Annotated in this window: 17 protein-coding genes; 7 read left to right on the top strand and 10 right to left on the bottom strand. The window is 58.1% G+C overall.

Annotated elements, in window-relative coordinates; translation table 11 throughout:
- Positions 1–74: 74 nt before the first annotated feature.
- A complete protein-coding gene (gene exaC, locus SHEW_RS18515) occupies positions 75–1,595 on the bottom strand; it encodes an acetaldehyde dehydrogenase ExaC (protein ID WP_011867368.1) in 1,521 nt (506 codons plus the stop codon).
- A gap of 338 nt (positions 1,596–1,933) precedes the next feature.
- Between exaC and SHEW_RS18510 the strand changes: the two genes are divergently transcribed.
- Together SHEW_RS18510 and acuI are read left to right on the top strand one after the other, a co-directional pair.
- A complete protein-coding gene (locus SHEW_RS18510; protein ID WP_011867367.1) occupies positions 1,934–3,709 on the top strand; it encodes a sigma-54-dependent Fis family transcriptional regulator in 1,776 nt (591 codons plus the stop codon).
- Positions 3,710–3,812: 103 nt separating this feature from the next.
- Positions 3,813–4,793, top strand: a complete 981-nt coding sequence (gene acuI / locus SHEW_RS18505; RefSeq protein WP_011867366.1) for an acrylyl-CoA reductase (NADPH) — start codon at positions 3,813–3,815, stop codon at positions 4,791–4,793.
- Between the two features lie 83 nt (positions 4,794–4,876).
- On the opposite strand, the gene SHEW_RS18500 is transcribed toward acuI, so the two are convergent.
- Together SHEW_RS18500 and SHEW_RS18495 are read right to left on the bottom strand one after the other, a co-directional pair.
- Entirely contained in the window at positions 4,877–6,244 is a 1,368-nt protein-coding gene (locus SHEW_RS18500) for an ATP-binding protein (protein WP_011867365.1), read from the bottom strand.
- Positions 6,244–6,927 (bottom strand): response regulator, encoded by a 684-nt coding sequence (locus SHEW_RS18495; protein ID WP_011867364.1) that lies wholly within the window; start codon positions 6,925–6,927, stop codon positions 6,244–6,246. Before SHEW_RS18495 ends, SHEW_RS18500 begins: the two co-directional genes overlap by 1 nt.
- Before the next feature lie 235 nt (positions 6,928–7,162).
- Here SHEW_RS18495 and SHEW_RS18490 point away from each other — a divergent pair, with 235 nt between their 5' ends.
- From SHEW_RS18490 to SHEW_RS18470, 5 genes are all read left to right on the top strand, one after another.
- Positions 7,163–7,645: a Spy/CpxP family protein refolding chaperone gene (locus tag SHEW_RS18490; RefSeq protein WP_223294741.1), complete on the top strand. Its 483-nt coding sequence runs from the start codon at positions 7,163–7,165 to the stop codon at positions 7,643–7,645.
- A 65-nt stretch (positions 7,646–7,710) separates the two neighbouring features.
- Positions 7,711–8,580, top strand: a complete 870-nt coding sequence (gene fieF, locus SHEW_RS18485) for a cation efflux pump FieF (protein WP_011867362.1) — start codon at positions 7,711–7,713, stop codon at positions 8,578–8,580.
- A gap of 133 nt (positions 8,581–8,713) precedes the next feature.
- Positions 8,714–9,367 carry a TetR/AcrR family transcriptional regulator gene (locus SHEW_RS18480; protein WP_011867361.1) on the top strand — a complete coding sequence of 218 codons (654 nt, stop codon included), beginning with the start codon at positions 8,714–8,716 and terminating at the stop codon, positions 9,365–9,367.
- Complete coding sequence (locus SHEW_RS18475) at positions 9,360–10,667, top strand: efflux RND transporter periplasmic adaptor subunit (protein ID WP_011867360.1); 1,308 nt, start codon at positions 9,360–9,362, stop codon at positions 10,665–10,667. The genes SHEW_RS18480 and SHEW_RS18475 overlap by 8 nt, the downstream gene beginning before the upstream one ends.
- Positions 10,664–13,774: an efflux RND transporter permease subunit gene (locus tag SHEW_RS18470; RefSeq protein WP_011867359.1), complete on the top strand. Its 3,111-nt coding sequence runs from the start codon at positions 10,664–10,666 to the stop codon at positions 13,772–13,774. The genes SHEW_RS18475 and SHEW_RS18470 overlap by 4 nt, the downstream gene beginning before the upstream one ends.
- A 70-nt stretch (positions 13,775–13,844) precedes the next feature.
- On the opposite strand, the gene SHEW_RS18465 is transcribed toward SHEW_RS18470, so the two are convergent.
- The 7 genes from SHEW_RS18465 to SHEW_RS18435 form a co-directional block, all read right to left on the bottom strand.
- Positions 13,845–15,131: a DUF4785 domain-containing protein gene (locus SHEW_RS18465; protein WP_011867358.1), complete on the bottom strand. Its 1,287-nt coding sequence runs from the start codon at positions 15,129–15,131 to the stop codon at positions 13,845–13,847.
- 10 nt (positions 15,132–15,141) lie between these two features.
- Entirely contained in the window at positions 15,142–15,999 is an 858-nt protein-coding gene (locus tag SHEW_RS18460) for a lipase family protein (RefSeq protein WP_011867357.1), read from the bottom strand.
- 466 nt (positions 16,000–16,465) lie between these two features.
- On the bottom strand, positions 16,466–17,356 hold the full coding sequence (locus SHEW_RS18455) for a LysR family transcriptional regulator (protein ID WP_011867356.1): 891 nt from the start codon (positions 17,354–17,356) through the stop codon (positions 16,466–16,468).
- 256 nt (positions 17,357–17,612) lie between these two features.
- Positions 17,613–19,022: a nitrogen regulation protein NR(I) gene (gene glnG, locus SHEW_RS18450; protein ID WP_011867355.1), complete on the bottom strand. Its 1,410-nt coding sequence runs from the start codon at positions 19,020–19,022 to the stop codon at positions 17,613–17,615.
- 41 nt (positions 19,023–19,063) lie between these two features.
- Positions 19,064–20,119, bottom strand: coding sequence for a nitrogen regulation protein NR(II) (gene glnL, locus SHEW_RS18445; RefSeq protein WP_011867354.1), 1,056 nt, complete (start codon positions 20,117–20,119; stop codon positions 19,064–19,066).
- 126 nt (positions 20,120–20,245) lie between these two features.
- Complete coding sequence (locus tag SHEW_RS18440) at positions 20,246–20,788, bottom strand: DUF4124 domain-containing protein (protein ID WP_041406773.1); 543 nt, start codon at positions 20,786–20,788, stop codon at positions 20,246–20,248.
- Between the two features lie 66 nt (positions 20,789–20,854).
- Positions 20,855–21,316, bottom strand: coding sequence for an Lrp/AsnC family transcriptional regulator (locus SHEW_RS18435; RefSeq protein WP_011867352.1), 462 nt, complete (start codon positions 21,314–21,316; stop codon positions 20,855–20,857).
- Between the last annotated feature and the right edge of the window lie 152 nt (positions 21,317–21,468).

Below are 21,468 nucleotides of genomic sequence, written 5' to 3'. Positions count from 1 at the left end.
GGTATCTTTATGAAAAGATAGAGCCTGCCGGGATTGTGTCCCGGCAGGCTCTATGCTTTTAACGGAGAGTGAGATTAGAAGAATCCCAGCGGGTTGACGTCGTAGCTGACGAGCAGGTTCTTGGTGTTCTGGTAGTGGCTGAGCATCATCTTGTGGGTCTCGCGACCTATGCCTGACTTCTTGTAGCCACCGAAGGCGGCGTGGGCTGGGTAGGCGTGGTAGCAGTTGATCCACACGCGTCCCGCCTGAATGCCACGTCCCATGCGCTGGGCGCGGTTCATGTCGCGGGTCCAGACGCCGGCGCCCAGGCCATACTCGGTGTCGTTGGCGATGGCCAAAGCCTCGGCCTCATCTTTGAAGGTGGTGACCGAAATAACCGGGCCGAAGATCTCCTCCTGGAAGACGCGCATCTTGTTGTGGCCCTTGAGTATGGTGGGTTCGATATAGAAGCCGCTGCTCTGATCGCCAGATAGCTGACAGCTGGTACCACCAATTAGCACCTCGGCACCCTCATTGCGACCTATCTCCAAGTAACTCAGGATCTTATCGAACTGCTCCTGGGAGGCCTGGGCACCTACCTGGGTGTCGGTATCCAGCGGGTTGCCCTGCTTGATCGTCTTGGCGCGGGCGATCACCTTGTCTATAAACTTGTCGTAGATGGACTCGGCGATCAGTACCCGTGACGGACAGGTACAGACCTCGCCCTGGTTGAAGAAGGCCAGCAGCATGCCTTCAACTGCCTTATCCAGATATTCATCTTCCTGTTCCATCACATCGGCAAAGTAGATGTTGGGTGACTTACCTCCCAGCTCTACGGTTGAGGGGATCAGCGACTCGGCGGCGCACTTGAGGATATGGTGGCCAATCTGAGTCGAACCGGTAAAGGCCAGTTTGGCGATGCGCTTGCTGACCGCCAGTGCCTGACCCGCCTCGGTGCCGAAACCATTGACGATATTGAGCACGCCGGCGGGCAGCAGATCCTGAATGAGTTCGACCATCACCAGGATGGAGACGGGTGTCTGCTCGGCGGGCTTGAGCACTATGCAGTTACCGGCGGCCAGCGCCGGGGCGATTTTCCAGGCGGCCATCAGCAGCGGGAAGTTCCAGGGGATGATCTGGCCGACGACGCCCAGCGGCTCGGGGAAGTGGTAGCTGACGGTGTTGTTGTCGATATCGGCGGCGCTGCCTTCCTGGGCGCGGATACAACCGGCGAAGTAGCGGAAGTGATCCACAAACAGCGGCAGATCCGCATTCAGGGTTTCGCGTACCGCCTTACCGTTTTCCCAGGTCTCGGCCACGGCCAGAAATTCCAGATTTTGCTCGACGCGATCGGCGATCTTCAGCAGTAAGTTGGAGCGTTCGGTCACCGAGGTCTTGCCCCAGGCATCCTTGGCGGCGTGGGCGGCGTCCAGCGCCAGCTCGATATCACGCTCGTCCGAGCGGGCCACCTGACAAAACACCTGGCCGTCGACGGGTGAGCGGTTATCGAAATATTCCCCGCCCACAGGCGCGACCCACTGTCCTCCAATGAAGTTGTCGTAACGGCTGTTGAAGTTAACTATGGCATCTGTCGTGCCTGGCTTGCTGTAGATCATCTTGAGCTTCCTTGTATGGTTTTGTCTTGTCGAAAGACGCCTCTGGCGGGCGCCCTATTTTTATGTTTAAAAAACAACAGGTTTAAATTTTTTAGCTGTGCCCCATTTGAGTGTCACGCTGGTGTTCATTAGGGCACAGACTCAGGTTAGCTATCGTTAGGAGTAAGGCAAAGCCTGGGCCAAACTGGCAGGAGTTGTGATGTGGCTGGAGTAACAGTATGATGAAAAACTAATTTTTGATGTCCGAATGTGCGTGGTCCAGGATGGTGTAGCACTGGCAGTTGGCATGCACTGTGACATAAGTGCGCACCTCGGGTGTGCCAAAATGGAACACTGTTATGACGATAGCTCCACAGACACAGGCTTGGTTGTCTGACTCATGGTCTCGTAGTCAGGGCGCAGGGTTAAGCGAAGCCAAGTTACCGCAAGAATTACGACTCAACGCCGAGGCGCTCGCCGAGCGGCATCACGCCAACAAGCAACTCATCAATCTCACCAAACAGCATGCATTGCCCCTGTTTAATCAGATGATGGCCCACAGCCAGAGCCGACTGATCCTCTCGGATCGCGACGGCTATGTGCTCTGCCATTGGGGCGTCAGCCGCTACTCGGATAAGCTGGCCAATGTCGCCCTGGATGTGGGGGTCAATTGGCGTGAGGAGCATAAGGGCACCAACGCCATAGGCACGGCCCTTACCGCCAGGCAGACGGTGGCGGTGATCGGCGAGCAGCACTTCATCCGCCACCACAGATTTATGAGCTGCACCGCCAGCCCCATCTTCTCCCCAGAGGGGGAACTGCTCGGCGCCATCGACATCACCAGCGAGCAGCAGCGTCACACCCAGCAGACCCTGGTGCTCATCGCCAGCCTGGTGCAACAGATAGAGACGGCGCTGCTGTGTCATCTGCCCGGCAGTCACTACCGCATCGATCTGGCCGAGCAGCCGTCGCTGATCACCTCGGGTTGGCAGGGGATAGTGGTGGCCAATGTCGATGGCAAGCTCTTAGGCTGCAACGCCATGGCCAAGCGTCTGCTACACAGGCCGCGCATCGGTGACGATATCGACCGTCATCTGGGGGCGAGCTGGAACAGCGGCGAGCAGGTGTGTCAGGACCAGCGCCTGCACCTCAAGACCCAGCAGCTGGTCGAAACCCGGCCCAGCCAGCTGGTGAGCCAGCAGATAGGCGTGCGCTTTCGCGACCCTAAGCTAGAGCGCGCCTGGCAGCAGGCCAATAAAGTGGTGGGACGCAACATTCCTCTGCTGATCTGCGGCGAGACTGGGGTGGGCAAGGAGCAGTTTGTGAAGAAGCTCCATGGTCAGAGCACCCGCGCGCAGCGCCCTCTGGTGGCGGTCAACTGCGCCGCACTGCCCGCAGAACTGGTGGAATCTGAGCTGTTTGGCTATCAGGCCGGGGCATTTACCGGCGCCTCCCGTCAGGGGTTCGAGGGCAAGATACGTCAGGCCGATGGCGGCTTTCTGTTTCTCGACGAGATAGGCGAGATGCCGCTGGCGACCCAGAGCCGTCTACTTAGGGTGCTGCAGGAGCGCGAGGTGGTGCCCGTGGGCGGTAATCGCAGCTACAAGGTGGATATTCAGGTGGTGGCCGCGACCCACGCGGATCTGCGCCAGCTGGTGAGTGAGGGGGCGTTTAGGGAGGATCTCTACTATCGTCTCAACGGCCTGCAGGTCTCACTGCCGCCCCTGCGTCAGCGCGCGGATATCGAACGCATCATTCACAAGCTGCATAGGCGCTATCGCCAGGCGCCGCAGCAGCTCTGCCCTCAGCTACTGAGACGACTGTTGGCCCACGACTGGCCGGGCAACCTGAGGGAGCTGGATAACCTGATGCAGGTGGCCTGTCTGATGGCCGATGGCGATCCCGAACTTAACTGGCAGCACCTGCCCGACACCCTGCAGGCCCAGCTGCAGGGGCCTGAGCAGGCGGGCGAGCAGATGGCGGCCTGCGAGAGTGAGCTTAGCCTGATGGTCAACGCCAATATCGTCTCCAGCTTCCACAGATTTGAGGGCAATGTCAGTCGCTGTGCCAAACACTTAGGGATCAGCCGCAATACCTTGTATCGAAAACTCAAGGCCCTGGGGCTCAAACCCTGATCTAGCTATGCGCAAGCTGCATGCCGTTCATGCAAAATGTGCAGTGTATTCATGATGGCAGATGCTCTAATCTGTCAGTCCATTTTGTTGTTAAGGAGGCCCCATGTTCAAGGCGCTCGTATTGACCCAGCTAGATAGACAGACCCAAGCCGATGTGAAACTGCTGCCTGAGAGCGATCTGCCCGAGGGTGAGGTGCTGGTGGAGGTGAGTTACTCATCGCTCAACTATAAGGATGGCCTGGCGATCACCGGCCTTGGCAAGATCATTCGCGAGTTCCCCATGGTGCCTGGTATCGACTTCGCCGGTGTGGTGAGCGAGTCGGCCGACTCTCGTTTTCAGCCCGGTGATGAGGTGATCCTGACCGGCTGGGGCGTGGGTGAGAACCATTGGGGCGGCATGGCCGAGAAGGCGCGGGTGAAGGCCGACTGGCTGGTGCCCATGCCTAAGGGCTGCGACGGCGCCAAGGCGATGATGATAGGCACGGCCGGCCTGACCGCCATGCTATGTGTGCAGGCGCTGCAACAGGCCGGCGTCACCCCGGAGCAGGGTGACGTCTTAGTGACAGGTGCCAGCGGCGGCGTAGGCTCGGTGGCTGTGACCTTGCTGGCTCAGCTAGGTTATAAGGTCGTTGCCAGCTCGGGCCGGGTCGAGGTGAATGGCGACTGGCTAAAAGCCCTGGGCGCCAGCGAGGTGATCGATCGCAGCGAGCTTGAACAGGACAGCCGTCCGCTGGAGAAACAGCGCTGGGCGGGTGTGGTCGATACCGTAGGCAACAAGGTGCTGGCCACGGCACTGGCGCAGATGCAATATGGTGGCAGCGCCGCCATCTGTGGTCTGGCGGGCGGTTTTGCCCTGCCAACGACTGTGATGCCCTTTATTTTGCGCGGCGTGAACCTCTTGGGTATCGATTCTGTGGCTTGCCCCATCGACAAGCGCGTTAAGGCCTGGCAGCAGGTGCTCGATCTCCTACCCGAAAGCTACTATCAGCAGGCCTGTCAGACCATAGGCCTGGAGCAATTGGGCGAGTACGCCAACAAGATAGTCAAAGGCAAGGTCACCGGCCGGGTATTGGTTAAGGTGTAGCCTTTACTCTCAGATAACAAAGTGGCCATTTGGCCACTTTTTTTTGCCTGCTCATCGGTGAGAGCAACAGAAACGTGTAGAGACTAACGCGGCAGCCTGATGGTGATCTCTAGCCCGTGGGGTGCGGCGTTGCTGGCGACTATTTGGCCCTGATGGGCCTGAATCGCCGCCTTGGCGATGGCCAGTCCCAGGCCCCAGCCGCCGGATTCTCGCTCTCGCGCAGATTGTGGGCGATAGAAGGGCTCGAAGATCGCCTGCAGATCCGCCTCATCCTCTATGCCTGGGCCGTCGTCCTTGATGGTGAGGATCACCTGCTCTGGCTCGGCAGTGGCGCTGATGCTGATCTCCTGCTCGGCGTAGCGGATGGCGTTACGCAGCAGGTTCTCAATCGCCCTGGCCAGGGGGCGCGGGTTGAGCATCAGCATCAGGCTATCGTCTATGTCGATCACCAGGGATTTCTGTTGCTGCTCTGCCTCGAACTCGGCATCGTCCAGCACCTGGCCCAGGGTCTCGGCTAGCGATAGCCGATGTTTGTGCTCATGAATATCCAGCTTCACCCGCGACAGCTCGAGTAGCTCGGCGATCATCGCCTCCAGCTGCTCGGCCTCGTAGCCGATGCGGTCTATCTCGGTCGAGGCCTGTCCCTTCTTGCGGGTGAGGGCGAGGGCCAGTTGCAGTCGGGTCAATGGCGTCCTGAGTTCGTGGGAGATATCGCTGATCAGTCGCTGCTGACTGTTGACCATGGACTCGATGGCATCGGCCATGGCGTTAAAGGACTGCGCCAGCTGGCCTATCTCGTCCTTGCGCGCCGTGGTACTGGCATCGGCCCTGTGGCCGAGATCGCCGCTGGCCACCGCCTCGGCGCTCTGTTTAAGTGCGCGCAAGGGCTTACCCAAGTGCCAGGCCAGCAGGCCACACAAGAGGCCCGAGAGCAAGATCGCCAGGGTCAGCGTGAGGGCGATATTCTCGGCGAAGAAGAAGAACCAGGGCCTCGGGTGCATCTCGGCCAAGCGGCCATAGAGGGTGTAGCGTTTGCCCTCTATCTCGAAGGGCATGGGGCCAAACAGCAGCTCGCTCTTAAACTGGTGGCTGATGGGGTGGCCCGCCTCGTCGGCCATCAGCATGAAGCGCCGGATGCCGCGGGAGACACGTTGATTGTTGATCAGCTGGCCCTGTTCGTCGGCCACATAGAAGCGCACCGGCTTGTTGCCCATCTCCTTGAGTCTGTGCCAGTGTTTGTCGCGCTTCATGGTTAGCAGCTCGGGGCTTTCCTGAATACGCTCGACCACGCGTTCCAGCAGTCCCTGCAGATGGGGCGGAATAGGGGCCTGATCGTGATTCTGCTGCAGCAGCGGCAACAGGCCGACGATGGCGATGATCAGGCTGCTACAGAGCCAGAAGCTCAGCAGCAGCTTGATGAAGATGCGGTTGGGAAGACTACTAATTTTCATCAGGTTAGCCAGATGTAGCCCTTGCCTCTGAGGGTCTTGACCCTTGGGCGGCCGTCGGCGCGTTCGGGCAGTTTCTTACGCAGATTAGACAAGTGCATATCCAGGCTGCGATCGAAGGGCATCAGCTTCTTGCCCAGGACATTCTCGCTGAGGTTATCCTTGCTCAGCACCTCGCCGCTGTGCTGGATCATATGATACAGCAGGCTAAATTCGGTGCCGGTGAGGATCAAAAGCTGATCCTGGCAGAGCACCTCCTGACGGCTGGGGTCGAGCTTGATGTCGGCAAACTCCAGTATGCTGGGTTGCTGTTCGTCCATCTGATGGCTGGTGCGGCGGATGATCGCCTTGATGCGCGCCACTAGTTCGCGATCGTTGAAGGGCTTGGGCAGGTAGTCGTCGGCGCCTATCTCCAGGCCAACGACCCTGTCTATCTCGTCGCCGCGGGCGGTGAGCATGAGTACCGGAGTCTGTTTCTTGGAGCGCAATGCCTTGAGTACCTCGAAGCCGTTGAGCTTGGGCAGCATGACATCGAGCAGGATGAGATCGAACTGCTGTTCCAGCGCCAGGGCCAGCCCCGCCTCGCCATCGTGGGCAAGTGTGAGGTTAAACCCTTCAAGTTCAAGCAGTTGTGCTAGCAGTTCCGCTAGCCCTAGATCGTCATCGATTAACAGAATTTGGCTCATGGTACGTCTCTCTACACCTATAACAGCTTGAGTATACCCTTTTAGATGTCAATTGCAGTCTAAGAATGTAAGTCTAGGTAAAGGCGTGACGGGCAGCAGATTGTCACTCTTTGCGCAAACTTTACAGAGGTTTACCTAAGGAAAACCCTGCATTACATAGGGTGGCGTAAACTGTTAGTGTCGAAGCTCCTCCCAGAGCGAACTAACTATCCGCGATAAGCGTAAGAGGCAGATTATGAATAAGATGACCCTAAAATCAGGATTATTTGCGTTAATGACCAGCGCCGCCCTGTTGGCACCCGCTGTGTATGCGGCTGGCCCGGATGACGGCGGTTGTCGCCATGAGATGCGTGGTGATCACAAAGGTTACCACGGCGAGATGCACAAGATGTTTCGCGGCCTGGATCTCACCGATGCCCAGCGCACTCAGATGAAGGAGCTGATGCAGTCGCACCGCGAGGCGATGCAGGCCAAGCGTCCATCGGACGAGGTGCGTGCGGCCCACAAACAGCAGATGCTGGATATGATCACCTCGGACAGCTTCAACGAGGCCGATCTTAAGGCGATGACGGCCCAGCGCAGTGAGCAGAGAGCGCAGGCCGCGGTGGAGCGCATGAAGATGCAACGCGAAATCTATCAAATGCTTACCCCTGAGCAGCAGGCTAAATTTAAAGAGAATTTTGCCAAGCGTGGTGGACGTAAAGGAGATCGCCCATAGGGGATAACTGAGTTACAATTGGGTCATATTCTTCCCCTGCTAATTGTTAGCTGTAATATGACCCTATGACCGACACTTCCCAATACGATTTTTGGGTGAAACTGGCTAGCCGCGCCGCCGTGGCGACCGCGCTCACCCTGATAGTCATCAAGCTGGCGGCCTGGCTCTATTCAGGTTCCGCCAGCATGCTGGCTTCGCTCACCGACTCCTTCGCCGATGCCCTGGCTTCCATTGTCAACTTCATCGCCATTCGTTACGCCATAGTGCCCGCAGACCAAGACCATAGGTATGGTCACGGTAAGGCAGAGCCCCTGGCTGCCCTGGCCCAGTCGGCCTTTATCCTGGGCTCGGCGCTGCTGCTCTTACTACATGGCAGCGACAGGCTGATTAATCCAACCCCCATCAACCATGCCATGGTGGGCGTGGTGGTGTCGGTGATCGCCATAGTGCTGACTCTGGCCTTGGTGCTGCTGCAACGCCGCGCCTTGGCTAAGACCTCCAGCACCATAGTGGAGGCCGACGCCCTGCACTATAAGTCGGATCTGTTTCTCAACAGCGCCGTGCTGATGGCCCTGGTCTTGTCGCAGTTTGGCTGGTGGTGGGCCGATGGCCTGTTCGCCATACTGATCGCCCTGTTTATCGGTCAGCAGGCGGTCGATCTGGGTTACCGCTCGGCGCAGTCGCTGCTGGACCGGGAGCTGGATGCCGATACCAAGCTCAAAATCGTCCAGGCGATAGAGAAAGACCCGCGCATAAATGGTTTTCATGATCTGCGTACCCGCACTTCGGGCAAGACCACCTTCGTGCAGTGCCACCTGGAGCTCGACGGCAGACTGCCACTGGTGGAGGCCCATGCCATCGCCGATGCCGCCGAGGCAAGGGTGAGAAGTCTGTTCGAGCACGTGGAAGTGCTGATCCACCAAGACCCCGTCTAAGCTGCCTCAGGCGGCGAGGCCGAGCTAGGTTTCGCCGCCGAAAATTCTACACAATGGCGTTTTTAGGGGAATTATTTCCCTGCCAATTCAAATCCAGTTCTTCTAGTATTAATTCCTCTACTGAGGAATTTTTATGGCAGAAGCTAAAAGTCGTGTCGGCCGTCCCAGTGGCGACACTCAAAATCGCGATAAGCTGATCCTGGCGGCAAGAAATCTGTTTATCGAACGTCCCTATGCTCAGGTGTCGATCCGCGAGATCGCCAGCCTGGCGGGCACAGACCCCGGCCTGATCCGTTACTACTTCGGCTCCAAGGAGAAGTTGTTCTCCACCATGATCCATGAGACGGCGATGCCCGTGCTGGCCCAGCTGCATAAGGCGAGAAGAGAGACGCGCCAGGAGAGCCCGGCGGCCTTGCTACAGACCTACTACAGCGTCATGAGCAAGCATCCGCACTTTCCCAGACTCATGCTGCGCATCGCCGGACTGGATCAGAGCCTGCCGGAAAATGCCGAGGTGACCAAGGCCTTCTATGAGGTGGTTAACTTCGAGAATATCGCCATATTTCAACGATTAAAGGATAAGAATCTGCTGAAGGACGATGTGGACGCCCACTGCGCTCAGCTGAGCTTCTTCGCCATGATGGTGTTTCCCTTTATCGTGCCGGAAAACTTACTCGAAAGGGTCGGCATAGAACTTACGCCGGACTTTCTACAACTACTTGCCGAGCAAAATACCCGTCTACTGCAGCGTGGTCTGATGGACGTGAAGGATGAGAGAGATGAATAACAAGAAACGCTATCTATTAGTCGGTGTGGGCGTCGGCGTGCTGGCCATAGTGCTGGCGGCGCTGCTAAAACCTTCGCCCTCACTGGTGGCCGGATACGATAAGGCCAGGGCGGTCGAGGTGATGCCGCTAGCTCAGCAACCCATAGCACCCAGAGTCATCGGCTTCGGCCGGGTCGAACCCAAGCATGTGTGGCAGGCGGTGGCCGAGGTGGGCGGCAAGGTGTTGTATCGCCATCCCCAGCTGGAAACCGGCCGCATGCTGCCCAAGGGCACACTGGTGCTCGAGATAGATCCGCTGGAATACCAGCTAAAGGTCGCCCAGGCACAGGCCAGCATGCATGCCACCCAGGCGCAGCTGACCCGTCTGGATCAGCAGGAGAAGAACCTCAATACCAGCCTGAAGATCGAGGAGCAGAAGCTGGTGCTGGCCGAGCAGGAGTATCAACGCAAGCTGACCCTGAAGAAGCGCAACCTGGTATCGAGCTCTGAGCTGGAGAATCAGAAGCAGTCGCTGCTGGCCCAGACCAAGCTGGTGGAAGATCTACAGAGTTCCCTCAAGTTGCTCCCCGACGATCGCAAGGTGAGCGAGGCGCAGCTGAGCGTCGACAAGGCCTCCTTGCAGGACGCCGAGCGCCGCCTTAACCAGACCAAGGTGGTGCTGCCCTTCGATGTGCGGGTGTCGGACATCAATATCGAGCAAGATCAGGTGGTGGCTGCTGGCGCCGTGATGCTGGTGGCCCACAGGCTAGGCACAGCCGAGATCAAGGCGGAGTTATCCTTGCAGGATATGCGCGCCTTGGTAAGCAGCCTGGTGCAGGCATCAAAGCCCAGAAGCATGCCCTCTATCGACGAGTTTGAGTTGCAGGCGGAGGTAAGTTTTCAGGCTGGCAATCATAGCTTTAGCTGGCCGGCGCGGGTGACCCGGGTCGCCGAGACGGTCAACCCCAACCAGGCCACTATAGGTGTCTACTTAGAGGTGGAGCAGGACTTCAGCCAGATGGATCTGCTGCTGCGTCCGCCGCTGACCAAGGGGATGTTTGTCAGCGCGGTGATCAGCGGCAAACCGAGGGAACATTTCGTGATCCCCGAGCGGGCGCTGCGGGGCGATCAGATCTATCTGATGGATGCCCAGCAGAAGCTGGTGATCAAACCGGTCGAGATGCTGTTCCGCCACGAGCAGCAGGTGGCCGTCGAGGGTGAGTTGAAGGCGGGTGAGGCCCTGGTGCTCAACGACCTGATCCCGGCCATTCCCGGTATGTCGCTCAAGCCTGTTGCCAATGAGGGAGGGGCGCCGCTGTGATCGCCTACATCACAAGACATCCCACCCTGGCAAACCTCTTGATGTTGGCCTTCCTGCTGCTGGGTCTGCTCAACATGAGCAGCATCAAGCGCGAGACCTTTCCCGAGTTTGCCCCGCCCTATGTGATGGCGACCGTGGTCTACCCGGGCGCCTCGCCGGTCGAGGTGGAGGAGAGCATCTGTTTGCGGATGGAGGATGCGGTCGACGGCCTGGCCAACATCGAAGAGGTCAAGTGTGACGCACAGGAGGGGATAGCCTCAATGCGCCTCAAGCTGGAGCCCAAGGCAGATCTGGGGCGCATGCTGGTGGATGTGCAGACCCAGATCAACGCGATTCAGAACTTCCCGGCGCAGATCGAGCCGCCCATCGTCAAGGAGCTGGATTGGGCGGAGCCCGTGGTGGATATCGCCATCGTCGCCGACACCAGTTGGCCACACCTGAAGAGCTATGCCGAGGATGTGAAGCGTCGTCTCAAGATAGACGCCGGGGTGAGCCTGGTCTCCATCGCAGGCTTCTCGGATCATCAGCTGCGCATCGAGCTCAATCAGGCGGATATGCGCAGGCTGGGGCTGACCGCCGCCGAGATTGCCGATAAGGTCGGCCGTCAGAACGTGAAGATGCCGGCGGGGAATATCGAGCTCAAGGATAAGAATATCCTGCTGAGGTTCGATGAGCGTAAGGTCACCCCGGCTTCGCTGGCGGAAATCATCATAGCCTCCAATCCCGATGGTAGCGTGGTGCGTCTTGGCAATATCGCCACCATCAGCGACAGGTTCGAGCTGGATGAGGAGCATATTCAGTTCAACGGCAGCAACGCGGCGCTGATCAAGGTGCAGAAGAACAAGGCCGACGACGCGCTGCGGATCAAGGCCAAGGTGAGCGAGTTTATCGAACTGGAGCAGGCCCGCGCGCCGGACGGTGTGCGCCTGACCATGACCAACGATCTCTCCTCCGTGCTGCAAGACAGGCTGAAGATGATGATCACCAACGGCTGGCAGGGGATCATCCTGGTCTTCCTCAGCATGTGGCTGTTTTTCTCCCTGCGCTACTCCTTCTGGGTGTCGGCCGGTTTGCCGGTCGCCTTCCTCGGCGGACTCTACTTGATGAGCCTGTTCGGCGTGTCCATCAACCTCATGAGCCTGGTGGGGCTTTTGATGGCTATCGGTATCATGATGGATGACGCCATAGTGATCGCCGAGTCGATCGCCTCCCACATAGACAGAGGCATGGCGCCCCATGAGGCCGTGGTGAAGGGAGTGCAGAAGGTCGCCCCAGGTGTGGTCTCCTCATTCCTGACGACTGTGCTGATCTTCAGCGCGCTCTTGGGGCTGGATGGCCAGATGGGGGCGGTACTGTCGGCCATTCCGACCGTGCTGATCATGGTGCTGACCATCAGTCTGTTCGAGGCCTTCTTGATTCTGCCCAATCACCTGAATCACTCACTGGCACACGCCAAGGCGGAGACCAAGCCTAACCGCATCGGCGAGCTTAAGGCTAAGTTTCTCACCCGCTTCGAAGCGTTTCGTAATAACAGCTTGGTGACTCTGGTGACCTTCATGGTGCGCTGGCGCTATGTCAGCGTCGGCGCCACCATAGGCCTGCTGCTTGTCTCTGTCTCTTTAGTGGTGGGCGGCGCGCTCAAGTTTGTGCCTTTCCCCGATCTGGATGGCGATATCGCCGAGGCGCGTATCATACTGCCGCCGGGTAGCTCCCTGAGTCAGACCCAGAAGGTGGTCGAGACACTGATCGCCAGCGCCAAGCGTGTGGGCGACAGATACACCCATGAGGTGGAGGATGAGCATGAGCTGATCCGGGATATTACGGCACAGTACAACTTTAACGCCGATGCCGGTGAGAGCGGCCCCCATGTGGCGACCGTCAGGCTGGATCTGTTGTCGGCAGAGACCCGCAATACCCTGATCGAGGAGTTTATCCGCGATTGGCGTATCGAGACGGGTGAGCTGGCGATTCCGCTGTCCTTGGTGTTCAAGCAGCCGACCATGGGGCCGGCGGGGCGGGATATAGAGATCCGCCTGCAGGGCGACGATCTGGATATGCTGAAACAGGCATCCGTGTCGCTGCAGAGTTATCTGGGGCAGTTTGATGGCATCAGCGGCATACTCGACGACATGCGTCCGGGCAAGGAGGAGATCAAGGTGAGCCTGCGTCCCGGCGCCGAGAGCTTCGGCATTGATGGCCAACTGGTGGCGGCCCAGCTGCGCAGCGCCTACTTTGGTCAGCTGGCCGACGAGGTGCAGGTAGGGCCGGAAAATATCGAGATCGAGGTGCGGCTCAACAAGTTGCAGGCAGGGGATCTACAGGCCCTGGCCAACTTCCCCATCATGCTGAGTGATGGCAGTCAGCTGCCGCTCTCCTCCATCGCCCTGCTGCAGGATCAGCGCTCCTATGTGCGTATTCAGCGCATCAATGGTCTGCGCAGCGTGACCGTGATGGCCGATGTGGACAATCAGCGCGCCAATGCCAACGAGACCATAGCCGCGATAAAGCGCGAGTGGCTGGCTCAGGTGCAGCAGAGCTATCCTCAGCTGAGGGTCGACTTCGAAGGCTCGGCCAAGGAGACGGCCAAGACCGGCAGCTCTATGGGCAAAGGCTTCCTCATCGGTCTGTTTGGCCTGTTCGCCATCCTGAGTTTTCAGTTCAGGAGCTATCTGGAACCCGCCGTGGTGATGCTGGCGATCCCGCTGGCGCTGATCGGCGTGCTCTGGGGCCATCTGCTGCTGGGCTATAACCTCTCCATGCCCTCTATCATGGGCTTCATCTCGCTGGCGGGAATCGTAGTGAACGACTCCATCCTGCTGGTGCAGTACATACGCCACCATGTGGATGAGGGAGATAGTGTGCATCAGGCGGTGGTGAGCGCCAGTCGCGAGCGTTTCAGGGCGGTGTTTCTCACCTCGCTGACCACGGCGGCGGGCCTCTTGCCCCTGCTGCTGGAAACCAGCCTGCAGGCCCAGGTGGTGCAGCCTCTGGTGGTGTCGATCGTCTTCGGTATCTTCGCCTCCACCCTGCTGGTGCTGTTTATCATCCCCTGTGCCTACGCCATCCTGGCCGACTTTGACAAGGTGAAGCCCCATACCGAGCTGTAAGGCGTTAAATAGAAAATAAAAAAGCGCCCGCTATGTGACCATAGCGGGCGCTTTCGCTTTTAGCATATAGCTAGAGTGAGGCGGCCTCGCCCAGGTAACTCAGACGCGCCATCTGGCTCTGATCTTTTAGCTCCAGCGCCTTGATGGCGTAGGGAGCGCCCAGACCCGAGGCCTTGAGCTGCTCGGCGTCGAAGCTCAGGCTCACCTGGCCATCAGCATCCAGCCACTGGGCCGTCTCGGCGCGCAGGATATTGGCCTGCTTACCCTGAGCATCTGTGCCCACCAACACGGCTGACACTTGATAGCGTCCAGGGCTGGCTACCTGCAGGTCGAACACCGCCTGGGTCGGCTTGTTATCCTGCCAATAGATGCTGGCCTGATCCGACAGCTTGGCCGCAGGCACATATTGCTTGAAGGCGGTCTTGACGGTGCGGATCAGTGGTAGGCCATTGACCCGGGTCTCGACGTCGACCTGGATCTCGCTCAGGCCCAGGTTGCTGCTGGGCATCGCCAGCTCATCCGGTAGCTGGGCCTGCCAGTTATCGCCCTGCTTAACCAGGGCAAGCCTGTGGTAGCGACCATCGCTCTGCTTGAGCGTCGCGGTCGGGCTAAGAGCGATATCGCTGTTGCTCAGCTTAAGATCGAACGCCAGCTTAGGGGCCTGACTGCTCAGACGGTTAGGCGCCGACAGGGCCAGCTGATAGGGGCTGCCCTTCTCCTTAACGTTAACCAGATAGCTGTCGTTGGCCCCAAGGGGCCTAACCACCTGTAGCTGATACACGCCGGGCGTCGCCTGCTTGGAGAGCCTCAAGGCACTGGAATCATCGACTATGCCAGCCGTCGCCATCGCCTGTGGGTCGCTCATGGATTGGATCATAGATGCCGACTTATCCACGCTCTGTTTGTCGACCTTGTAGAGGCGCAGCTGATCCGGCGAGATAGCCGGGCTGTGTTGCAGGGCCCCCGAGCTGGCATCGCCCCGCGGCGCCACCCGGATCACGCTATCGTTCTGGCTGACCGCCAGCATGATCCCCTTGTTCAGCTCGGCGCCCGACACGGTGCGCCAATACTGATCGCTACTGCTCTGATCAAGCTGGCTTGGGGCCTGGATCTGGACCGTGGCACCCATGGGCGCGCTAAAACTGACGCCGCCGCGATTGCCGTTGACCGCTGGCAGCTCTGTGGTGGCCAGGGTATCTATGGTGAGATCCTCAGAGGTGGGTGCCAGCAGGGTCACCTGAGTGACTGTCATTGCGCTGGCCTGTGGGGTATTTTCTGCCTGAGGTTCGTCGTTTTGACAGGCGCTCAACAGGGCGGACAGGGCGAACACACTCGCCATTTTAATTGATGGTTTCATCTTATGGCTCCTAGATATGGTCGCGGATCAGGGTGTCGAGGTTGAAGCAGGCGCGGCGGCTCTGCTGATGGCTCAGAGGTTCCTTACCGGCGGTGCGCTGAATGTCTTTGAACCAGACTGTGCCCGCAGCCGATTGCGACTGACACTCCAGGAAACCGTCCGAGCAGTCGTCGAGCCAGTTTTGTGTAGTCTCAAGCGCCACCTGATACTGATAGCCGGCGCAGTAGCTGTCGCCGTCCCAGAAGGCGGAGTCGACATCTGAGCCCACCACGACCTCGAAGGGCGAGGGCAGCGCAGGGCGACCCGAGGTGCCATAGAGCCAGCTGTTGTTATAGCTGCTCATCCAGCTCACCTGCTGCTGTTTCACCGCATCGCTGCCATAGCCCAGCAGCCAACCCAGAGAGGTCTCGAACACATTGCCCTGGGTGACTGCATCGGCCAGTGGCGTGCCGCCGCTTGAAGGCGCCAGGGCGATCACCCTGGAGGTGGCGTTGATGATCTTGGGATAGCGACTGTCCCAGGTGGGGTTGGAGAGGATCCAGCGCACCACGTTGCCGCCGTTAGAGTGGGTCAGCAGGGTAAGATCGTTAATGTTTTTACTCTCGATAAACTGGGTGAGTTGCCCGGCCAGACAGCCCGCGGCGGCGTCATCCCACATGTATTGGTCGAAATCGCAGTTGATCACCAGATAGTTATCGGGCGAGGCAGCCCCCTGGCGGACGGAGTCGACAAATTCCCGTGTCCAATAGTCCGACAGCGCATCTGTCTGATGCCCGGTACCATGGATAAACACGAGTCCGGAAGCGGCATAAGTCAATGGGCTGACAGCAAACAGACCCAGCATCATGAGCTTTTTATAGATCTTCATTGGCTTATTTCTCTTATTTGATGTTGTTTTAGGTTTTGTTACCTGGTTTCAATCACCAGTTTCAGTAACTAGGTGTTAGCTACTCAGGTGTCAGTTACTCAGGCTTTAGTTACTCAGGGTTTTAAATATTCAGACACAGAGGTCAGACGTCGGACGTCAGACCTCTTAAGGGAAACTAACGGCAGGAAAGTGAGGCGGCAAGGCTTTTTAACGGTACTTTAGTACCAGTTAAACTAAGCTTAGGTGGTTGATTGTTTTAAACAAAAAGGTGCGCACCTAATTATGGTGCGTCAGCGGCCATGGCCCGCGTTTGAATAACGCGCGAAAAAAATTGAACCTTTGTTGTGCAAGCGGGCGCCGTCAGACTCATCACCAGTGATTTTATCTGTCGGCGACCCGCTTCTCAGTTTTAGATAACTGCTTACCTAGTTTTGCTGGCTGAAAATCCGGTAGATTTTGACCGCTATCAAGGGTGCAGATGGGCCTGCTCGCTGAGATCCAAGAGCGCCTGGGCCGCCGGTGTCAGCGGCAGGTCTTTGCGCCAGATCAGCGCCAGATCCCAGGTGAGATTGGGACGAATAGGCTTGAAGACCAGCTCGCTGCCCTGCAACTTGTGGCAGATAGGCTCGGGCAGTATAGCGACCCCCATCTGGGCCTCCACCATGGTCGCCAGAAAGTCCCACTGGCCACTGCGAAAGGCGATGTTGAGCTGCACGCCAGCCTTGTGACTCAGGCGGGTGATCAGCTTGGCCAACGAGAAGTCCTCGTTGTAGAGGATGAAGGGGTAGGCCTCGAAGTCCTGCCAGGTCACCGCTTCCTGTTGGGCGAGGGCATGGTCCTTGGGCAGGCAGGCCAGCAGCGGATAGCGGGTGAGGGCGCGGTTGGCCAGCTCGATATCATGGGTGGTAGGCAGGGCGGTGAAGGCGATATCCAGGCTGTTGTTAAGCAGCGCCTGCTCGCAGCCGAAGCCGCCATATTCATACATCTGTAGTTCTATGCCCGGATATTGTTGACGAAATGCGGTGAGCAGGTCGATGATCAGGCTGCTCATCATGGGGCAGACCCCAAGGCGCAGGTGTCCAGACTTGAGGCCGCTCAGGTTGGTAAGGTCTTCCTGCAGCCTGTGCCACTGCCCCAAGATCTCCCGGGCGCTGTTCTCCAGCAGTATGCCTGCCTGGGTTAGCTCTATCTTCTGATTATTCCTGTGCAGCAGCTGCTGGCCGAGATTTTCCTCCAGTCGCTGGATGATCTTGCTCAGGGTTGGCTGGGTGATAAAAGACTTTTCCGCCGCCCGGGTAAAATTTCCCGTTTCAACCAGGGTGAGAAAATAATGTAAGGTTTTGATTGGTATATTCATTCTAATTTGGCATTCACGGGATACTATTTATTCATTTTACTAATAGTCGCCTTAAGATTACTTTGATCCAGTTGGCAAAATGAGGGCAAGGTTAATGAAAGCGAATCAAAGTTTATGGGTAGGGGCTTTATGGCAGGCGGCAATGCCACGTGAAGTCATTGAGTCCGAGTGTCAGTCTGAGAGTGTTGTTGTTAGCGCAAACAATGCGCCTGCGGAAGAGGCGCCAAAGCACCCAGCCTAGGCTGGGTGCTTTCACTCAATCCATCTCGAGTTCTTTCAGCTTACGCGTCAGGGTATTACGACCCCAGCCCAGGCGCTTAGCTGCTTCCTGTTTGTGTCCCTTGGTGTGTTTCAGCGCCGTCTCTAGCAATATCTTTTCAAACGCAGGCTGTATCTGGGTCAGCAGATCGCTCTCGCCTTCGCTCAGGCGTTGATCTATCCACTGGGTCAGAGCCTCCTGCCAGCCACCGCTGCCCGCCTGGGGCGAGCTGTCGTGGCTGTTGCTGGGTGTCAGCAGCTCAGGCGGCAGATCCTGAGGCAAGATCTCCTGGCCCGAGGCCATCACCATCAGCCAGCGACAGGTGTTTTCCAGCTGACGCACGTTACCGGGCCAGGGCAGGCTGGCCAGAGTGTCGGCGGTCGCCTTGGTGAGTATCTTAGGCTCGACGCTGATCTCCTTGGCGGCGGTAGCCAGGAAGTGGCGTGCCAGCTGAGGAATATCCTCCCGGCGCTGTGATAGCGGCGGCAGATGCACCCGGATCACGTTGAGGCGGTGGAAGAGATCCTCACGAAAATCCCCCTTGGCTACCAGAGACTCCAGGTTCTGGTGGGTCGCGGCTATGATGCGCACATCCACCTGCACCGGCGAGTGACCACCGATACGATAGAACTGACCGTCTGCCAATACCCGCAGCAAACGGGTCTGCACATCCAGCGGCATGTCGCCGATCTCATCGAGAAACAGTGTGCCGCCATCGGCCTGCTCGAAGCGGCCCTGACGCACGTTGGCGGCGCCGGTGAAGGCGCCCTTCTCGTGGCCGAACAGCTCAGATTCGATCAGTTCCTTGGGGATCGCCGCCATGTTGAGGGCGATGAAGGGCTTGTCCTTGCGCGGACTGTGTTTATGCAGGGCACCGGCGACCAGCTCCTTACCCGTGCCCGACTGACCGTTGATCAACACGCTGATGGAGGAGCGTGACAGGCGGCCGATGGCGCGAAATACCTCCTGCATGGCAGGTGCCTCGCCGATGATCTCCGGTGCCTTGACTTCGGGCTGGCTAATGACCTTGGGTGACTGCTCCTTGGCATGGCTCAGGGCACGCTCCACCAGGCCGATCGCCTCGTCGATATCGAATGGCTTGGGCAGATACTCGAAGGCTCCCGCCTGATAGGCGCTGACGGCGCTGTCGAGGTCGGAATGGGCCGTCATGATGATCACGGGAATATGGGGATAGTGCAGCTGCAGGCGATCCAGCAGGGTCAGGCCATCGGTACCCGGCATACGGATATCCGAGATGATCACCTGGGGTTGGGTCTGTTCCAATGCCTGCCACAGGGATTCGGCGGCGGCGAAGCTGGCGCAGCTTATCTTGGCGCCCTTGAGCGCCCGTTCGACGACCCAACGTATCGAACTATCATCATCGAGAACCCAAACTTTTTCTGTCATACACCTACTCTCTTAAGTTGAATGCTCTAAGGTCACCTACGCTAGCTCTTGAGCGGCAGCAGTATGGTAAATTCTGTCTTGCCCGGCACGGAGGCGCAGTCGATGCGTCCGCCGTGGAGTCTGGCAAAGTTATGGGCGATCGAGAGCCCAAGTCCGGATCCCTGCTCCCTGCCCGTGACCATAGGGTAGAAGAGGGTATCCATCAGCTCGGGTGGGATCCCCGGGCCATCGTCTATGATGGAGAGCGCCAGCACCAGCTTGTGGCGTGTAGTGCCTATGGTGACCTGGTGCTGGGTGCGGGTCTTGATGCGGATCTCGCCGCCGTCTTCCACTGTCTCCAGCGCCTGGATGGCGTTCTGCACTATATTGAGTACCGCCTGCTGCAGCTGCTCTTGATCCATCTCGATATCCGGGATCGAGGGGTCATAGTCCTGGATCAGGTGGATATTGCCCGGCAGGGTGACGCTTACCAGCTTGAGCACCTTCTGGATCACAGCATGGATGTTGTGCAGGCTGTGCTCGGTGGGTTTCTGCGGGCCAAGCAGCCGGTCCACCAGGTTTCTCAGCCGATCGGCCTGCTCTATGATGAGGTCGGTAAATTCGCGCTGGTCGGCGTCTTCCAGCTCGCGGGACAGCAGCTGGGCCGCGCCTCTGAGGCCGCCCAGGGGGTTTTTGATCTCATGGGCCAGGTTACGCACCAGATATTGGGCCGCCTGTTGCTGGGCATCCAGGGTCAGCTGCTGATGTATTCGCCTTTGCTGATCCACCTGGCGCAGCTCCAGCACCCCCTGCTCGGGTTGATCCGGCTGGGCTTCAAGCGGGGTGAGTGTCATGTCGACCGTGTGACCCTGACCGTCCAGGGTCACCAGGTTGGCGGTGTTGACCGTCAGGCCTTGGTGTTCGCGAATGGCGGTGCGCAGCAGTTGATGATCTATGCTCAGCAGCTGGCAGCAGTCTAACAGGTTGTGTTCCGTGAGGCGGTGACTGCCTAACCCAAGCAGTTGCTCGGCCGCGCTATTGGCATAGCACAGCTTGAGATCATCTGAGATGACGAGTACGGCCGTCACCAGATGATTGAGCAGAGGGTCTGTGTTCATTTACGACTCCCGGGAAGTAGGTTGCACCATAATGGTGCACCAATTTGGTGCACGCTGCAAGCTATCTTCACCGGGATTGTTTTGAGATGTGATTTTCTAAGTTGCTAAAAATTAAGATATAAATTTTTAACCGCCCCCGAGAGGGGTCGCCCTAGGAATCGCATTTATGGTCGCCCGGTGAAGAAATACGGTTCTAGGGGGGGTCGATGCAAGTTGTTTGCCGTTTTGTGCCAACGCCTTGATTTCAAACTTGTGCTCGCCGCGATCCACATTCTCCAGCGTAAATACCGGGCTCGCCTGAGGCGTGCTGACCACCTTGCCATCCATCAGGAGCACCAGCACATGACCGGCGGCGAGATCTGGGGTGATGGAGCCGATCACTGTGATATTGCCGTTATTGTCCCTCAGGGTCTCCTCTTCGCTGGGGCTGGAGATGCTCAGCTTGTAGAGCTCCTTAGGCTCCTCCTTGGCGGGGGTCAGCGGCTCGCGTACCGCGGGAGGCGGCAGCTTGATCTGATTTTCGGTATTTTCCTTAAACTCGACCTGGGTGGAGTTTTCTACCGGGGTATCCGAGTAGTGAACCTTGCCATCCTTGTCGACCCATTTATAGATGGCTGCCTGAGCCCCAAGGGTCATTAACAGCAGGGTAAACAGCAATATCGGGCGCATAAGCATTCCTTTTATACCTTGTCTTTGCTACAGATTAGTCGCTTTCGCGGTAAAAAGCATCAGGGCCTAAGTGATTGGTAGTTGATGACGGGAGAAGGTCTGTTTCAGCACTACGGTCGACTCTATGCTGGCAATACACTTGAGGCCGCCCAGTGAGTGTTTGACGAAGCCTTCATACTCCAGCAGATCGTGGGCGACTATCTTGAGTAGGTAGTCGTGAGCGCCGGTGATCACCGAGCATTCCTGCACCTGAGGCAGACGGCTCATCTCCTGCTCGAACTGTTCACCATAGGCGGCGGAGTTCTCGGTGAGGCGCACGAAGGCGTAGACAATCACATTGAGTGCCAGCGACTTAGGGTCGAGCCTGGCGCTGTAGCCTTGAATAAAGCCCGCCTGCTCCAGCTTCTTGATGCGCCGCAGACAGGGGGTGTCGGAGAGGTTGAGCCGATTGGCCAACTCGGCCACGGGCAGGCGTCCCTCCTCCTGCAGTATGCTTAAGATCTGCTTGTCTTTGCTATCCAGTTTCATCGCTTAGATCTCTTGTCCCTCGGTTGGGTTCTAACGTCAGTTTGTTGGATAAGCTTATTAAAGTGGTTATTTTTATCGGAATCCACTAAAAAATCTCTGTTTGCCGGATTGATATTGCAGGTTTGCGCTAATGGCTTAGTGGTAGCTTATTG

The sequence above is a fragment of the Shewanella loihica PV-4 genome, from assembly GCF_000016065.1.
GTDB classification, from domain to species: domain Bacteria; phylum Pseudomonadota; class Gammaproteobacteria; order Enterobacterales; family Shewanellaceae; genus Shewanella; species Shewanella loihica.
This window is presented reverse-complemented; position numbering and strand designations above follow the sequence as displayed.